10 protein-coding genes are annotated in these 16,328 nt (G+C 69.1%); 6 read left to right on the top strand and 4 right to left on the bottom strand.

Features of this window, described 5'->3' with window-relative positions:
* Nucleotides 1-373: 373 nt before the first annotated feature.
* Nucleotides 374-448 carry a 50S ribosomal protein bL37 gene (locus C1Y63_RS13300; RefSeq protein ID WP_106015642.1) on the bottom strand — a complete coding sequence of 25 codons (75 nt, stop codon included), beginning with the start codon at nucleotides 446-448 and terminating at the stop codon, nucleotides 374-376.
* A 201-nt stretch (nucleotides 449-649) separates the two neighbouring features.
* Nucleotides 650-916: a WhiB family transcriptional regulator gene (locus C1Y63_RS06380; protein WP_106015632.1), complete on the bottom strand. Its 267-nt coding sequence runs from the start codon at nucleotides 914-916 to the stop codon at nucleotides 650-652.
* Between the two features lie 906 nt (nucleotides 917-1,822).
* Here C1Y63_RS06380 and C1Y63_RS06375 point away from each other — a divergent pair.
* On the top strand, nucleotides 1,823-2,272 hold the full coding sequence (locus C1Y63_RS06375) for a hypothetical protein (RefSeq protein WP_146128885.1): 450 nt from the start codon (nucleotides 1,823-1,825) through the stop codon (nucleotides 2,270-2,272).
* A gap of 209 nt (nucleotides 2,273-2,481) precedes the next feature.
* Here C1Y63_RS06375 and C1Y63_RS06370 read toward each other — a convergent pair whose 3' ends face one another.
* Both C1Y63_RS06370 and C1Y63_RS06365 read right to left on the bottom strand, forming a co-directional pair.
* Complete coding sequence (locus tag C1Y63_RS06370; RefSeq protein ID WP_106015630.1) at nucleotides 2,482-3,711, bottom strand: PQQ-binding-like beta-propeller repeat protein; 1,230 nt, start codon at nucleotides 3,709-3,711, stop codon at nucleotides 2,482-2,484.
* A gap of 95 nt (nucleotides 3,712-3,806) precedes the next feature.
* Nucleotides 3,807-5,177 carry a DEAD/DEAH box helicase gene (locus C1Y63_RS06365; RefSeq protein WP_233195611.1) on the bottom strand — a complete coding sequence of 457 codons (1,371 nt, stop codon included), beginning with the start codon at nucleotides 5,175-5,177 and terminating at the stop codon, nucleotides 3,807-3,809.
* Nucleotides 5,178-5,809: 632 nt separating this feature from the next.
* On the opposite strand from C1Y63_RS06365, the gene C1Y63_RS06360 reads away from it, so the two are divergent.
* From C1Y63_RS06360 to C1Y63_RS06340, 5 genes are all read left to right on the top strand, one after another.
* On the top strand, nucleotides 5,810-6,037 hold the full coding sequence (locus tag C1Y63_RS06360) for a DUF3107 domain-containing protein (protein WP_106015628.1): 228 nt from the start codon (nucleotides 5,810-5,812) through the stop codon (nucleotides 6,035-6,037).
* A gap of 519 nt (nucleotides 6,038-6,556) precedes the next feature.
* Complete coding sequence (locus tag C1Y63_RS06355; RefSeq protein ID WP_106015627.1) at nucleotides 6,557-7,507, top strand: DUF3152 domain-containing protein; 951 nt, start codon at nucleotides 6,557-6,559, stop codon at nucleotides 7,505-7,507.
* Nucleotides 7,508-7,643: 136 nt separating this feature from the next.
* Nucleotides 7,644-8,504 carry a TIGR02569 family protein gene (locus C1Y63_RS06350; protein ID WP_106015626.1) on the top strand — a complete coding sequence of 287 codons (861 nt, stop codon included), beginning with the start codon at nucleotides 7,644-7,646 and terminating at the stop codon, nucleotides 8,502-8,504.
* A gap of 430 nt (nucleotides 8,505-8,934) precedes the next feature.
* Complete coding sequence (locus C1Y63_RS06345) at nucleotides 8,935-12,411, top strand: ATP-dependent DNA helicase (protein WP_106015625.1); 3,477 nt, start codon at nucleotides 8,935-8,937, stop codon at nucleotides 12,409-12,411.
* Nucleotides 12,404-16,282, top strand: a complete 3,879-nt coding sequence (locus tag C1Y63_RS06340; protein ID WP_106015624.1) for a UvrD-helicase domain-containing protein — start codon at nucleotides 12,404-12,406, stop codon at nucleotides 16,280-16,282. Before C1Y63_RS06345 ends, C1Y63_RS06340 begins: the two co-directional genes overlap by 8 nt.
* The last annotated feature ends 46 nt before the right edge of the window (nucleotides 16,283-16,328 follow it).

The raw sequence follows: 16,328 nt of genomic DNA, 5'->3' as shown, positions 1-16,328 counted from the left end.
TGATTTTCCCTTTCCTCCTGGTAGGAGGGGTCACGCGACACTCAAGTCGAGTGGACCGAAAAAACCGGGGCATTCCACCTACACCGCCACCTACCGGAGCGCCGGCAACTAGAGCGGGACTCCCCGCGGTCGAGAGAACCCCAACACCCGCACTCCCCTTGATCTGCGCGCGACGCCGATGAGCAGTCGCCGCACGAAGATCAAGGGGAGTGCGGGTGTTGTGTGCTGTGTGGGGGATGAAAAACCTCACGCCCCGGGCAACACACAAGCGGTGTCGCGCGGGGCGTGAGGGTGGACGTCGACGAGGGGGTCGCCCGCCGCGGGTGGCGGTGGGGGCGAGTGCCTGTCGGCAGTCCCGGCAATAAATGTTTTTTTAAGCGTTGGGACGCTTGCCGTGGTTTGCCTTGCCCTTACGGCGGTCCTTGCGCTTGCGGCCTCGCTTGCTCATGCGAACTCCTCGAATTTTTCTTGCAGGTGACACGCGCCTGTGGCAGGTGGTGTCAGGGGTGAACTCACAACACCCTACAGGGGTGGGAAGTTGGTTGTCTAACGGGGCAAACAGTGCCCGGCGTGGGAGGATGCGCCGCCGCCACCGAAGAAAAGTGGGGCGGTCGCGGCCGTGGTCCCTTGAAGGGGTGGGGTGGGGATGCTAGACCGTGGTGCGGGCCTTGGCGGCACCGCGGCGGCCCTTCTTGCGGCGCTTGAGTGCGCGGCGCTCGTCCTCACTCATGCCACCCCACACGCCGGCGTCCTGACCGGTCTCCAGTGCCCATGCGAGGCACTCGGAGGTCACCGGGCAGCGGTTGCAGACCATCTTGGCCTTTGCGACCTGAGCCAGGGCGGGGCCAGAGTTGCCCACGGGGAAGAACAGTTCCGGGTCTTCGTCACGGCAAACAGCCTTGTGGCGCCAATCCATGAGTTACTCCTTCGATGTTGTGCGTGTCGGGAAACGTCAGTGGTTCGTTGGGTGGTGGCGGGGCATCTTGCCCCGCAGCGCAGCAACAGGTCACGATCCGCGCGCAGGGCGCGAATGGGTGCTGCGCACTGTGTCCGGCCGTCGGATGCAGGGCATCAGGCGGGCGGGTGTCGGGTCGCCACCGAACCGGAAACAACCATTGGTGCTTTCATTGCCTGGAGGCGTGAAAGGTCCGACAAGTCGTGGTGTGGCGGCGGGGCCTACAGCGGCAGGAGATGGGGGCATCGCCGGCCGTCGTGGCTGTGACTGTGTGAACGAGAGGAGCGTGGGATATGTGCGGATACCGGCATGAACTAGCTGGTTGTCGCGGTTTTTGTACCCGGCCTCTCGCTGGCTACTGAGCAATGATGGCATGTCCAGCAGCCCTTGGGAAGAGGTTTAGTCAAAAAAGTGGCGCTTCTCACAAAAAGAGGGTCATTTTTCGCGCGTCCGGGGCTAAAAAATGGGGGCATTTTTGGGCCCTGCAAACCCACATTTGAACATGTTGCAATGTTGCTTCCGGGCGATGACCTGCGCAAAAAACGCGGCCCGGCGCGTGAGTATGCATCCGCCAGATGCGTCAAGATGAAAAGAGCTGCAGCACCCAGGGCTACCTTATTTTTCGTGATGAGCGCGACATGCGCCGCACATTTTTCCCTCATCACAAAGGTGACATCTTTGGTGCTCAAGAGCGCATCAACCCATGCTTGCCCGGTCATATGCCCGTGGGATTGAAGGTGCTCCGGTGATACATGAGCAGTCCTGAGACACCACCACCGACGGCGGCACCGCGCCCCCGGCACCCACCCGCAGGAGGGTGAAAATCCGGGGGTACCCGGCCCGGGCCGTGCCGTAGACTTGCACCCCGTGACGACACAAAGAACTTCTGGCTACACTCCCGTCCCCGCGACCGTCCGCCGCGCCGGCATCGTCGGCATGGTCGAGGGCGCACTCGGCTTGGCGTACGCCATCTACGCGGTCATCCACCAACTGCTGCACGACGTCGACGAGTCCGTCGTGAGCACCCAGCCCGGCCGGGAGCTCGCCATCGGCTACGGCAACGCCGTGTTCATCCTGCTGGTCTTCGGCTTCGTCGGCTGGTGCGGCTGGCTGCTGTTCCACGGCCGCCGCTTCGGCCGCGGCCCCGTCATCATCCTGCAGATGCTGCTGCTGCCCGTCGCCTGGTACATGGTGCAGGGGGGCTGGACTTTCGTCGCCATCGTCACCGCCGCCGTGGCCCTCTACGGGCTGTACTGCTCCTTCAACTCCGCTGCCCTGCAGTGGGCCACCGCCACCTTCGACGCCGGCACCCGGTAGCGCAGCGACTGGCACCGTCGGCGCAGTCAGTGCCGATGAGGGCGCGGACGCGCCGCGCCACAACGCACACGATCCCCGGAAGGCTCTCGTAGCCACCCGGGGATCGTCTGCATTGTGGGGCCTGTCGCGCGAGGTTGCTTGGGGCCGGTCGCGCGCCCAGGACAGGGGTGAAGGGGGAGAGAGACAGGCCCTGAAAAGTGTGGCCTGTGTTAGGCGGGGCGCAAGGCGACGAGTTCGATGTCGCGCTGCTCCAGAATCGTGTCGCCAACCACCGCGAGACTCACCGGGCCGGTGCTGTCGCGGGTGACCGGGATGACCCTTTCGACCTCCCCTGTCGACCAATTCGCCACCGCAATACCGTCCGCGACGGGCACCAACAGGCGGCCCGCCATCGCCGCACCCGTGCCGATCGCGCCCTCAAACACCTGGGCCACCTCGAGGGTCTCCGGGTCGAAGAGGTAGAGACGCTCCCCGTCGAACCAGCTCATGTGGTGCGGCAAGTCCGCAATGTATTGGTACATTGCCGGCCGGCCCTCCACCTGGGCGTCGTTCGGGGCGGGTGCGACCGCGCGATCCCCGACGAGGGTGCCCTCGGCGTCGAAGGAGTACAGCCGCGGCGAGGGGGACTCCAGGTAAACCGCCGAGTGGGTTTCCGAAATCGCCACGACGTGGCCTTGGCCCTTGAGGTCGATCTCGATGGACAGCTCCGGTTTGCGGGAATCCTCCGGCACCGCCTTCATGAGCCGCACGTGGGAGGTTTCCGGATCTTCCGGGCAGCGCTCAGAGACCGCGACGTTGCCCTTGCGGGTCAGCGCGGCGGTGATCTCGCAACCCTCGTGGGGTTGCATGCCTGGCTCCTGCGGCACCTCATTCGTGCCGTACTCGAGGGTGCGCACCAGGTCGCTGCGCCACAGCTCCACCCAGTGCGGGGAGACCGTGCCGACGGAGTCGTTGGAAATCACCGGGGCCACCGACTCCGCATTCCGGGCGGCGCGCGTCGCCCGGTACTGGCCGGTCTGCGCGGCGAGGCTCGTGACCTCCCCGCAGCCCTCGCGCCCCTCGAACACGGCCTGCACCGCGCCGAAACTCGTCGACAGCGAACACAAGGGCATACCGCGGCGCTCGTAGCGCCACCGCACCTCGCCCGTGGCGGGGTCCACGGCGATGACCCCCGTGCCCTGCGGGATGGCCACGACGCCATCCACAGGCAGTGGCTTCGGGGTGAACGCCGCGGAGGTGTCCTCCTGACTCCAGGCCTCCACCACGGCCCCGGGGACCGCGGCCGCCTCCGCGGGCAGTGAGGCCGGGGCCTCGGCGACGGTGTGGGTGACACGATGAATCGGTGCGGACACCGCCACGCCCGCCACGGCGACGGCGCACACCGCAGCGATCGCCAGGGCGGCCTTGCGGTCACGCGCAGTATTGCGCAGCGTCGCCACGGGCGCCGACGCGGGGCGTGGGGTACGAGTGTGGGGGGTGGCGGGATCCGCAGGCAAGCCTGCGGGGGTGTGGTGCGCGGGTGTCTCGGCCCGGCTCATGCGCGGCCCCCGCGCTCACCGCGGCCGGTGCGGCGACCCCGCCCGCCCCGCGAGGACGCGCCGCGGGAATTGCCGCCGCCCCGGGGGGACGGGGTGCCACCCGTGCGGGCCCCACGGGAACGCTTCGGGGCAGTCGCGTTCGCGCCCCCAAAGACCCGCCGCGGCGGGCCAATCCGATCGGACACCCCGCCCGGGATGTCGAGGGCCTCCAGCAGCTCCGGGGAGGTGGAGAACCACTGCGGCGGCTCCGCCATGCCCACATCGTGGGCGTCGTTGATCGACTTCCACTTCATCATCTCGTCGAAGCCGACCATCGTCACCGCAGTCCCCTCGTGGCCGGCGCGGCCCGTGCGGCCAATGCGGTGCACATACGTCGACGGATCATCCGGGGTCTGGTAGTTGATGACGTGGGTGACATCATCGACGTCGATGCCGCGGGCGGCCACATCGGTGGCCACCAGGATCTCGATCTCGCCGGCGCGGAACGCCGCCAGGGAACGCTCACGCACCGGCTGCGCCATATCGCCGTGCACCGCGCCGACCTTGAAGCCGCGCTCCGCGAGCTCCTCGGCCACCATCGCGGCGGTGCGCTTCGTGCGCGTGAAAATAATCGTCCGGCCCCGATTGTTGGCCTGCAGCACCTTCGCCAGCACCGCCGCCTTATCCATACGGTGCGCCTGGAACACCACCTGCCGAATCGTCGACTGGGTGGCCGACTCCGAGGGGCTTTCCGCACGAATATGAATCGGCTGGTGCAGGAACGACCGCGCCAGGGAAATCACCGGCCCCGGCATCGTCGCCGAGAACAACATCGTCTGGTGCTGGTGCGTCAACGCCGCCAGCAGCTTTTCAATCGCCGGGAGGAATCCCAAGTCGAGCATCTCGTCCGCCTCGTCGATGACGAGGACCGCCACCTCATCGAGGCGCAAATCCCCCTGCTCGTAGAGGTCGATCAGGCGGCCCGGGGTGCCCACCACCACATCGACGCCCCGCTGCAGGGCCTCCCGCTGCGGCTCGTAGGGGGAGCCACCATAGATGGCCTCTACATCGACGGGAATGTTTTTCGCCGCCCGCTGCAAATCATCCGCCACCTGCACGCACAACTCGCGCGTCGGCACGACCACCAGCGCGCGCGGGGTGCCGTCGAGCTCCGCGACATCCGCCGAGTCAAACACCCGGTCCAGTAGCGGCACACCAAAGCCATAGGTCTTGCCCATGCCCGTCCGGGCCTGGCCAATGAGATCCACCCCGTCGAGAGCCAGCGGCAGCGTCAGCTGCTGGATCGCGAAGGTGCGCACGATCCCCCGCTCGGCGAGCGCGTCCACGATCTCGGCGGCGACCCCCAGCTCGGCAAACGTGGCCGGCAGGGGTGCCCCCTCCGCGGCAGCGTGAGCAGGGGCGTCAGTGTGGTTTTCAACTTGAGTCGACACAAGTCTTAAGCCTACTAGAGGACCCGGGGCGCAAGCGCCGCCACCTGCACGAAAACACCCGCCCCCTTTCACCTGCCGAGCGAGGTGGTCGGGGAGAAGCGCCCCACGAGCGGCGGACAGCCCGCCCGCGCGGGGCCGGGGTGCGACTGCGCGGGACGACCTCGCCGTGCATCCGCCGGGTGTGGAGTCGAAACCACTGGGGGCGACGTCACGGCGCGCAGCACCACCACATGCCACGCGCCCAACGTCCGCCGTCCTCGATCCCCTCACACCCACAGTGCGGCCGTGTTCGCTACCAGGGAACACCCCAGGTGGGGCGGGCGGAGTGGGGTGCGCGTTGCGTGTGCCAGTACGGCGCATTTGCGCACGTCGCGGGAGGAATGCGCGGGGGCGATGACGCCCGGTGAGATGCGCCGTGCGCGGGCGCGGGGACGCACCCGTCGGTGGCGTTGTGCCCCGCTTGTGTCGCCTACCGCGCTACTGTCGGACACAACACCCCACGGGGCACCGGCGCACATAGCGTGCGCACGTGCGCCGGGAGACCATCGTTCGAGGAGAAAAGAGACACCGTGGACATCAAGATCGGCTTCACCGACAACCCCCGCGAACTGGCGATCAGCACCGACGGCGACCAGGACAGCACCGTGAACGAGGTGCGCGACGCGCTGGCCGCAGGGTCCAAGGTCATCGAACTCGCCGACAACCGCGGCCGCCGCTACCTGCTGCGCGCCGAGACGATCGCCTACGTCGAGCTGGGTGCCTCCACGGCACGCCCCGTCGGCTTCGTCCAGGGCTAATACCGGCCTTATCCGCCCCGCGGCACGCAAGCGTGCTGCGGTGGCATCCCACAGTCTTCGCCTGCACGCAGGTCCTTAAGCCGCGGCCACCCAAGGCTGCGGCCGGGTGTGTGCAGGTGCGTCGACTCGCACGGTGAGGGCCCACACTGTGGTCCCCGTGCATCCCTGTGCTCGCCCCGCACGCCACCTTGTACCGGCGTGCGGGGCGAGTGGTGTGTTTCTCCGGCTCCTCGGCGGCCGGAGTGCTGCTTCCGTCGGCGAGGGTGGTGGACCCTGGCGCGTTCGGGTGGGATGTGCCGGCCAGGGGTGGCTTCCCGCTTCGCTTGCCTGGGGTGCTGCGCGGTATGGTTGCCACATCTGCCACAGCAGTGTGCAGCTTCCCCGCCGCTCCGTGCTGTGCGCGCTTCAAGGGAAGCTGGCCTGCCGCCCGCCGTCTTTTTTCAGGTGTGGCGCGGACCTGCACCAGGTCACTTCGTCCACTTTTGCTTGTCGCATTCTTCCCCCCACGAGAAAGCACTGATGTCTCCTCACGACTCCGCAGACGCCCATCGCCGCCACCACCGACGTGGGGGCAGTTCTGCACGCGGGGGCGAATCCGCCTTCGCCCGGTTCGCTAGGAACTACGGCTGGCGCGCCTACGCCATCCCGGTGCTCATCGTGCTCACCGCGTGGGTCATCGTCGACATCGCCCGCACCCCCGACGCCACGGTCGACACCACCACCGTCGCGGAGCAGGGCACTGATTCTGCGGATGCGCGCGCCACGCGGGCCAACAGCCCCAACCCGGCTAAGCAGAAGCCCGTCAACCTGCGGGATGTGAGCGAACTGCCGCCCGGCGGGCCTTTTGCGGAACACGGCACCGACACCTACCACGTGGTGGGGCGGCCGGGACCGAAGGTCGGCGAGGGCGCGGAGAAGACCTACACCTACGTCGTCGAGGTGGAGGACGGCATCAATACCGCCGACTACGGCGGCGACGACGCCGTCGCCGCGATGATCGACGCTACCCTCAACGACCCGCGCGGCTGGACCCACGACCCCGACTTCGCCTTCCAGCACGTCGACGAAGCCCAGCTGCCGGCCGGGGAGGAACCCGATCTGCGGATCCAGCTCTCCTCCACGGAGACCACCCACAAGCACTGCGGCAACGACATCGAGATGGAGACCTCCTGCTTCACCCCCATCGGTAACCGGGTGCTCATCAACGAATCCCGCTGGGTGCGGGGTGCGGTGCCCTTCCAGGGGGACCTGGGCGCCTACCGCCAGTACCTCATCAACCACGAGGTGGGCCACGGCATCGGCTACGCCGCCCACGAGCCCTGCGGCGGCGATGGGGAACTGGCGCCGGTGATGATGCAGCAGACACTGAACTTGAACAACTCCCGCCTGCGGGAGATCGCCGAAGGGGAGATCTACCCCGACGACAACGCCACCTGCCGCTACAACCCCTGGCCGTACCCGGCCCTGTAACGCACAGGCACTGCCGCGCGGCGTGGCCGCGTGGAGGAGGTCCTGCCCGCCGAATGGTGGGGCAGGACTTTTTTCGTGCGGCAGCCCGTGCGCCCCGGGTGCGCGGTCGGGCTGCGGGCTACTACTGTGGGCAGCTATGAGTAGGACGGTACCGCAGACAGTTGTCGACGCATTCCGCATCTCCGGGGACCCGGACGAGGCGCTGGGCAGCAGCTGGGACTACGGCATCCGCTACGCAGGTGTCGTGCTCGCGGAGGTGGCCGACCCCGCCCGGGCGCGCACCTCCGCGGAGTTGCGCGACGTCCTGCAGATCGATGGGGTGCGCTGCGCGAAGCCTTTGCGCGCCACCGACGGGCGCGTCATCGTCGGCGGCTGGAAAGCCTCCACCTTCACCCCGGGCCCCCGGGCCAGCAACATTGACGAGCTCGTCATGATTGGCCTGCGGCTCGACGATGCCCTGTCCGCAGTGGAGGTCCCGTCGTTCACCCACGACCGGATTGCCCCGCCCTGGGAGGTTGCGGATGTCTTCCGCATCGCGGACCAGGCGGCGTGGTCGCCGCAGCCCTCGACGGTGCTGGAGCCCGGCTTGGACCTGGACGCGGAGCCCACCCCGGCGCTGCACTGGGCGCTGACGATGGCCGCCCGCCTGCAGGACTCCCTCGATCCGGAGCTGCTGCAGGTGCCGCAGCAGGTGTGCCACGCCGACCTCGTCGGCACGACCATCACCCCGCAGGGGCAGGCACCGGTCATCACGGACATTGTGTGCGTGGCGCGCCCCTATGGCTACACCAGCGCCCTGGCGATGGTCGACGGGTTGCTCGCCGAGGTCGTCGATGATGGTGTGCTCACCCGGCACACGAACATCCCCCACATTCGGCAGATGATGCTGCGCGCCCTGCTGTACCGCGTGTTCGTGCACGCACTCCACCCGGAGGCGACGCCGGCGATGCGCACCCACATCGAGCGGGTGGAAAACCTCCTCACCGAGCGGGGATAAGACCGCTTCCCCGCAGCCCACCGGCTGGGGGTGTGGATAACTCCTGCCCGGTGGTGGAAGCCTGTGGATGGCGCGGCCGGTGGGAGTGCGTCCTGTGCCGGCGGTGGGCGCTGTCGCCGGGGTGTCCCGGGGAGCAGTGCTGCCGGAGTTCATGCTGCGTGCAGGTGTGTGCGGGCGGCACCGGTGGTGGTCGAGTGCGGCCCTGCGGTGGGGTGCAAGGGTGGATCGCCCCGCAGGAGTGCAGGGTGCGGGGTGTGGCTGTGCGGCCTGCGGGCTGTGGGGGAGTGGTCCTGGGGGTTTGACGCCTCCACCAGGTGTGCGAAAAAGTGTTCTAGTCAGAACTTGGGTGGGGCGCTACAGTGGAACCCGATCCGCGACGAGGCAGACCGCCCCGCCGCACACAGCACACACATGGGGAGAGTGATTCGTCGTGAGCAGCAGCACCACCGGCACGCCAGCCGCGGCAGGCGGGGACGCGCAGGAGGCCACCCGGCCGCCGCGGCGACAGCTGTCCACCATCAACCCCCGCGTCGTCATCGCCCGCGACGAGCGCGGTGACGTCCCCCAGGTGCAGCACCCCGAGCACGCCGCCGCGCTGCTGGGGGCCAGCGGCCAGTGGCGGGTGACCGGCCCGGCAGGGTCAGGTGTCTCGACCCTGCTCGTCGACGCCGTGCTGGAGAAAATCGCCGTCGGCGTCCACCCGGACCGCATCTGCATCCTCACCGGCTCGAAGGAGTCCGCCGGGCGCATCCGGCGGATTCTCGCCGCCCGCCTGGCCGGCACCCCCTTCGCCGCAGCGCAGTCGATGATCCGCAGCGTCCACGGCTTCGCTTTCGCGATCCTGCGCGACTACAGCGCGGCCACCCACACCACCCCGCCCCGGCTGCTCACCGGCGCGGAACACGACGCCATCATCCGGGAAATCCTGCTGGGCTCCGCCGAAGACGGCGGTGTCTACTGGCCGGAGCGCGTGCAGCCCGCACTTCCCCTCGTCGGCTTCGCCCGCGCTCTGCGCGACTTCCTCCTCCGCGCCGAGGAACGCGGTCTGTCTCCCCAGCAGCTCCGCGAGTGGGGTGCAACCTACGACCGTGACCTGTGGGTGGCGGCCGGCGACTTCCTCGCCGAATACCGGGCGATTGCCACGCTGTCCGGCCGGAATCAGCTCAACGCCTCGGAACTGACCAGCCGGGCGCTCGCCGCGCTCAACGACCCCCAGGCGAGCGCCCTGCGGGAGCGCATCCTCGGTGACATCGACACCCTCGTCGTCGACGACGCCCAAAACTTGGATCCCACGGCCGCCCGGCTCGTGGAGGAACTCCGGGGCGTGGTGCCCACCAGCATCATTGGCGGCGACGTCGAGCAGGCCGTGTTCCGCTTCCGCGGCGCCGACCCCCGCTACTTCGCCGACCTTGAGGTCCCCGCAGAACACAGCATCACCTTGACCGGCACCTACCGTCACCCCACGACGGCAGCGCTCGTGACCTGCACGCGGGCCGCCACCCAGCCCGCCATCGTTGCCGACACCCTGCGCCGCAGCCACCTGCTCGAGGGGCGCGCCTGGTCCGACCACGTCGTCATCGTCCGCGAAGCCGGCCACATCCAGCGCCTCAAGCGGGCGCTGCTCGCCAACGGGGTGCCCGTGCACCAGGACTCCACCGACATGGTGCTCAGCGAACAGCCGCTGATCCAACAGCTGCTGTTGGCGCTCACGGGTGCGCTGCGGGCACTGACCCCCGCCGAAGTGGAATCCCTCGTGCTGGGCCCGGTTGGTGGCGCCGACCCGGTCACGCTGCGGCGACTCATTCGCGGTCTGCGTCAATCGGAGATGGCCCGGGGCGGCAATCGCCGCGCCCTCGACATCCTCGTGGACCTGCTGAGCCCGGAGTCCCTGCAGGACGCCGAGGACTCCGCCGGCGCGCGCGAAGCAGAACTGGCCGCCGCCTTCGCCCACCTCACCGACAGTGAGCTGGCGATCTTCACCCGCCTGGAGAACGTCCTCCGGGCCGGGCGCGATGCGCTCGCCCGCAAGGACTCCGTCGAACAGATCCTGTGGTCCGTGTGGCAAGCCACCGGGCTCGACGTGAGCCTCACCGCAGTCGCCCTGCGCGGTGGCGCCCGCGGCTCCCAGGCGGACACCGCACTCGACGCCATGATGAACCTCTTCGACATGGCCGGCGACTTCGCCGAACGCCGCCCCACCGCCGGCATCCAGAGCTTCATCGACGCCGTCAACGAACAACAGCTGCCGACCGCAGCCCGCGACCGGCGGGCCGCCACCCCGGACGCGGTCACCATCCTCACCGCCCACGGTGTGGCCGGACAACAGTGGCCCGTCGTCATCGTCGCCGGGGTACAGGAAGACTCCTGGCCCACCATCGGCGAGACCGGCACCCTGTTCGGGCAGGAAGAGCTCGTCGACCTGGCCGGCGAGGGCATTGACCCCCGCCTGCACGTCTCACGGGCCGGCGAGCGCCTCGCCGAAGAACTCCGGCTGTTCCATATGGCGCTCAGCCGCGCGACCGACACCCTCGTCGTCACCACCGTCGACAGCCCCGAGGACGCCCAGCTGGTGCCCTCGCGGTTCCTCGACGACCTCGATGACAGCTTCGTGCGCCTTCGCGGCGAAGACATTATGGCCGGCCTTATCCCGCCCATTGGTGCCGCAGCGGATGCGGAGGACGCCGTGGGCGACGATGCCCCGGGCGCGGGCGACAGCGCTGCGGTGCTGGCCACCGAAACCCCCGAGGAGGAACTCGCCCTGTTCACCCTCGGCGACACCGATGGCAGCCTGGCCGCCCAGCGGGACGCGCTCGTGGAAGCCACCGAACAGCTCGTGCTGCCCAGCCCGCTGCTGGCGGTGCCGACACTCGTGGCAGAACTCCGCCGCGTCGCCAGCTCCGATGAACACCCCCGCCTCGCCGACCAAGCCGCCACCCAGCTGGCGCGGCTCGCCCACGCGGGCATCCACACCGCGCACCCCGACTACTGGTGGGGCGAACTCCCGCCCAGCACGGCGAGGCCGCTCGTGCCGGCAGGCGACCCCGTCACGCTCTCGCCCTCCCAGGTCGAATATGTCACCGCCTGCCCGGCGCAGACCGTCATCAGCCGCATGCTCGCCCAACCCATCGGCGACACCATGGTGCTGCGGCGCGGCACCCTCGTCCACGCCGCCGCAGAAGCAATGGCCCGGGGCATCCCCCTGAAGGCCATCCGAGGGCTGGTGCACGACGTCTACGACGTGTTCATCACCGGGCCCGACTGGGAAGTCGCCCGCCTCCACGCAGCCCTGGACACCACCCTCGACAACACCGCCGCCTGGGTGCGCGCCCGCGGCGGGGTGCTTGAGGGGCTTGACCTCGAGGCTGTCGTCGACGTGGACCTGCGCGTCCGCGAGCACCCGCTGCGCGCCGCAGAGGGCGACGACGCCGCTCGCGCAGCCGAGGCCGGTGCCGCAGACGGCACCCAGGTGAGGATCCGGGGCCGCGCCGACCGCATCGAGCACCACAGCGACGGGCTGCGCATCGTCGACATCAAAACCGGCAGCGCAGTCAGCCAGGCGAAGGCAGAAGCCAACCTCCAGCTCGCGACGTACCAGCTGGCGCTCACCCACGCGCACCAAGCCCCGGACGGGGCGTATCGCACCGCCAAGGAAGGCCAGGGGCAGACGGTCGCGGGCGCGCAACTCGTCTACGTGGGCCACGCCGCCCGCACCACCATCGTCACCCAACGCGACCAGGCCGCCCTCGACGAGGACCACCGGGAAGAGTTGGGGGCGATCCTCGCCCGCGCCGCCCGCAACCTGCGCGGCCCCAGCGTCCTGGCCCAGCCGGGACCCCACTGTCAAAGCTGCCGCCTGACCACGATCTGCCCGACGACCGCCGAAGGGACTGTCACCACCGATGCTTAACACCCCTGACCCCACCCAGCAGGCCGCCCGCGAACCCTTCGTCAGCGCGGAAGAGCTGTCCCGGTGGTTGCGGCAGCCGTTCCCGCCCACCGCCCAGCAGGCCGCCGTCATTACCGCGCCGGCGGAGCCCCTGCTCGTCGTCGCCGGTGCTGGTGCCGGCAAAACCGAAACGATGGCGGCCCGTGTCGTCTGGCTCGTCGCCAACCGCTTCGTCGACGCTGACGCCGTCCTCGGCCTTACCTTCACCCGGAAAGCCGCCCAGGAGCTTGGCCTGCGGATCCGGCACCGGCTCAAGGCACTGTCGCAGGCCCCGGAACTGCCGCTCATTGACGACGACGGGCAGCTGGCCCGCAGCCTGGCGACCGCCAACCCGACGGTGCTGACCTACGACTCCTATGCCGGACGGCTGGTGCGCGAGTACGGGCTGCTGCTGCCCGTGGAACCATCCGCGCGACTCATCAGCACCACGGAGTTGTTCCTCATCACCCGCGATGTCGTGTCCTCCCTGCGGGGAGAGCTGCACTTGGCCGACAACTACGGGCTGAAGAACATCGTCAGGCAGGTCATGGACCTGAACAACGAGCTGGACAACCACCTCATTGGTACCGACGTCGTGCGGGAGGAAACCACCGCGTTCCTCGCCGAACTGCAGTCGCTGCCGCCGTCGAAGCGTGCGAAAAACCCCGAAGGCATCACCAAGGACACCCGGGACGCCATGGACGCCCAGCAGCGCCGCCTGGCGTTGCTGCCGGCGGTGGACGCGCTGCGTGCGGAGCTGCGTCGCCGCAACGTCATGACCTTCTCCGAGCAGATGAGCGTCGCCGCCCGCGTCGCCCGCCTGCGCCCGGAAGTGCGCGAGTCCCAGCGGGCCCGCTTCCGCGCGGTCATGCTCGACGAATACCAGGACACCTCCGCCGCGCAGCGCATCCTGCTGTCGAACCTCTTCGGCGACCCCCACCCGAGCACCCCGGTGACGAGCAGCACGCAGCCGGCAGCGGACGAGCGTGAGCTCAGCTCCGTGGCGCGCGGCATCGCGGTGACAGCCGTCGGCGACCCCATGCAGGCGATCTACTCCTGGCGCGGCGCGACGGCGAGCAACCTGCTGGAGTTCGTCCGCGACTTCCCCCGCGTCGTCGCCGACACTCCGGCAGGCGCGGACGGCGAGCAGGCACCGGTGCTGCGGCTCGAGGGCGCCGAGATGCGGGAACTCACCACCTCCTGGCGTAACCCGCCGGAGGTGCTGGAGCTCGCCAACGACGCCACCGTCGGCCAGTTGGGTGCGCTCGACAGCAGCTCACGGATCGTCTCTCCGCTGCAACCCCGCGCCGGTGCCCCCAGCGGCACCGTGATTCTGGGGCGCTACGCCACCGCGGCCGAGGAGATCGACGCCGTCGCCGACATGCTGGCCGAGGACTTCTACGCCCGGCGTGCCGAGGGCAAAGAATTCACCGGTGCGGTGCTCGTCCGCAAAAACGCCCAGACCGCCCCCATGGCGGCAGCGCTCGCCGCGCGCGACATTCCCTTCGAGATCGTCGGTCTCAAAGGCCTCCTCGACGTGCCGGAGGTCGCCGACACCCTGGCGATCGCCCGGATGCTCATCCACCCCCAGGATGACGTGGCCTCGTTGCGGATCCTCCTCGGCCCGCATGTGGGCCTGGGCTTGTCGGACCTGCGCGCCCTGGGGGTGCGTGCCCGCAACCTCGCCGGCCGCGTCAACCGACGCAACGTCACCACCGTCACGGATGAGGACGCGGCGGCCGCGCAGCCGATGCCGGAGGACGCACGCACTGTTGCCGACGCGGAGGAGAAGCTGGGGCTGCGGCTCGATGCGCCGGATCTGCAGGCGCACATCCTGGACCTGCTGCATGCCCGCAGCGCACGCGCCACCGACGAGGACACGTCCGAGTCCCCCGAGCAGCCGCTCGACGCGGCGGCGTGTGAGACCTTTGCCCGGGAGCTCGCGGGCCTACTCGACCAGTCGGACGACACCACCGTCGGCCTCGCCGACGCTGTCGCCGACCTCGGGGAGCGGGAACGCTACAGCGAGGAGGGCTACCGCCGGCTCAGCGTGCTCGCCAGCGAACTGAGAGAGCTGCGCACCAACAGCCTGGGCGGCAGCCTCACTGACCTCATCAATGACATCGACTCCGTGGTGGGGCTGCGCAGCGAAGTCCTTGCCCGCGAAGACACGCGCAGCCGCGCCCGTGTGGGCACCGCCCACCTCGACAAGCTCGCGGAAGAAGTGGCGAACTATGCGCGCATCCCCGGGGCAAGCTTGGCGGGAATGCTGGACTACTTCGACCTGGCGCGCGCCCACGACCTCGGCCTCGAACGCGGCGATGTTGCCGTCAGTGGCGATCGAGTCCAGCTGCTCACCGTGCACAAAGCCAAGGGGCTGGAGTGGGGCACCGTCGCCGTCATTGGTGCGACCTCCCGGGTGTACGGCATCAAGGGCGTGAGCACCTGGGTGACCACGCCCGGCATGATGCCGACGGCGCTGCGCTCGGACGCGGACGGTGGTGTGGCGCATCGCTTCGGCGCGCCGGTGCTCGACACCAGTGAGGTCGACACCCAGCAGGCGTTGAGTGCTGCGGTGAAAGCCTTCAAGCAGGAACTGTCCTCCAACGAGCTCGGCGAGGTGGAGCGGCTGTTCTACGTCGCACTGACCCGGGCGGAACGCACCCTCATCGTGACCTCCGCGGCGGCCAACGGTGGGCAGAAGGAAGACCCGCCGTTTTCCGTGCTGCAGGCCCTCATGCAGGCCCACCCGGAACTGGTGCGGGATACGACCGGCGCATTCGCGTGCGCCACGGGCGACACGGCGCCTGTGGCGGCGGACGGCCCGTCGCCGGCGACTGCCACCACGCCCGCAGCGGACGCCCCGGCGGGCTTCTACGCCAGCGTGGAGGTGCCGGAAGGCTCCCTGCCGTTCCCGCGGGAGTTCCTCGGCGCCCGCGCCGTGGGCGTGCACCGCGCCGCCGAGCGCACCCGCGCCGAATACGCGCGCCTCGCGGCCGAGCAACACTCGGCACAGGACGCCGACAGCACTGACACCACCGACAGTGCTGCCGGGCCCGCGTTGTGGGCGCGGGACGTCGACGCGATCATCGAGGAAGCCCGCCGCGCGGAAACCCCAGAGGTCACCGTCCGCATCGGCGACGAACTCACCGCCTCCGACGTCATCTCCTTGCGCAAGGACCCGGAAGAGTTCGCGAAACGCCGCCGCCGACCCCGGCCGTTCAAGCCCAACGCCTACGCCAAGCGCGGCACCGCCCTCCACCAATGGATCGAGGACTACTACGGGGCCACCAGCCTGCTCGACGACGATGAACTCCCCGGCATGGGGGAGGAGGACGTCACCCCGGCGCAGCTGAAAGAGCTCAAAGAAAAATTCCTCGCCAGCTCGTGGGCGGACCGGCAGCCCGTCGCCGTCGAGTACCCGTTCACGGTCTCCCTCGGCGGCAAAATGGTGACCGGGCGTATCGACGCCATCTTCCACAGCGGCGACGACATCACACGCGGGTGGCAAGTGGTCGACTGGAAGTCGGGAGTCCCGCCGAAAGGTAAGGAACTCCAAGATGCAGCGATCCAACTTGCGGTGTACCGTTACGCACTCGCACAATTGCTGAAGTCCATCACCCGTGACGACCTGGCGGGGAGCACACATGTCGCTGCTCACCACGGTGGTCGCCTCACTGAGGCGCTGCGGGACATCATGGCGCGCACCCAGGCCTCCACCCGGGAGTTGCGTGACATCGATCTCGCAGACATTGACGCGGGCTTCTATTACATCGGCTTCGACCACTTCGTGGTTCCCCGCCACCTCCCCGACATCGAGGAGCTGTCGAAGCTGGTCACCGCGAGGCAGTAACCCCGCGCACGCGGCGCGTGCGCGACGGAGACTGCCGCGGATTCTG

This window comes from Corynebacterium sp. 13CS0277, assembly GCF_002994655.1.
In the GTDB taxonomy this organism is placed as follows: Bacteria; Actinomycetota; Actinomycetes; order Mycobacteriales; family Mycobacteriaceae; genus Corynebacterium.
The sequence above is the reverse complement of the archived record's forward strand: the minus strand, read 5'-3'. Positions and strand labels throughout refer to the sequence as shown.

Excerpts from the sequence above, each read along its gene's own strand:
- C1Y63_RS06380 (WP_106015632.1), bottom strand. The coding sequence starts at position 916 with ATGGATTGGCGCCACAAGGCTGTTTGCCGTGACGAAGACCCGGAACTG.
- C1Y63_RS06355 (WP_106015627.1), top strand. The coding sequence starts at position 6,557 with ATGTCTCCTCACGACTCCGCAGACGCCCATCGCCGCCACCACCGACGT.
- C1Y63_RS06350 (WP_106015626.1), top strand. The coding sequence starts at position 7,644 with ATGAGTAGGACGGTACCGCAGACAGTTGTCGACGCATTCCGCATCTCC.
- C1Y63_RS06340 (WP_106015624.1), top strand. The coding sequence starts at position 12,404 with ATGCTTAACACCCCTGACCCCACCCAGCAGGCCGCCCGCGAACCCTTC.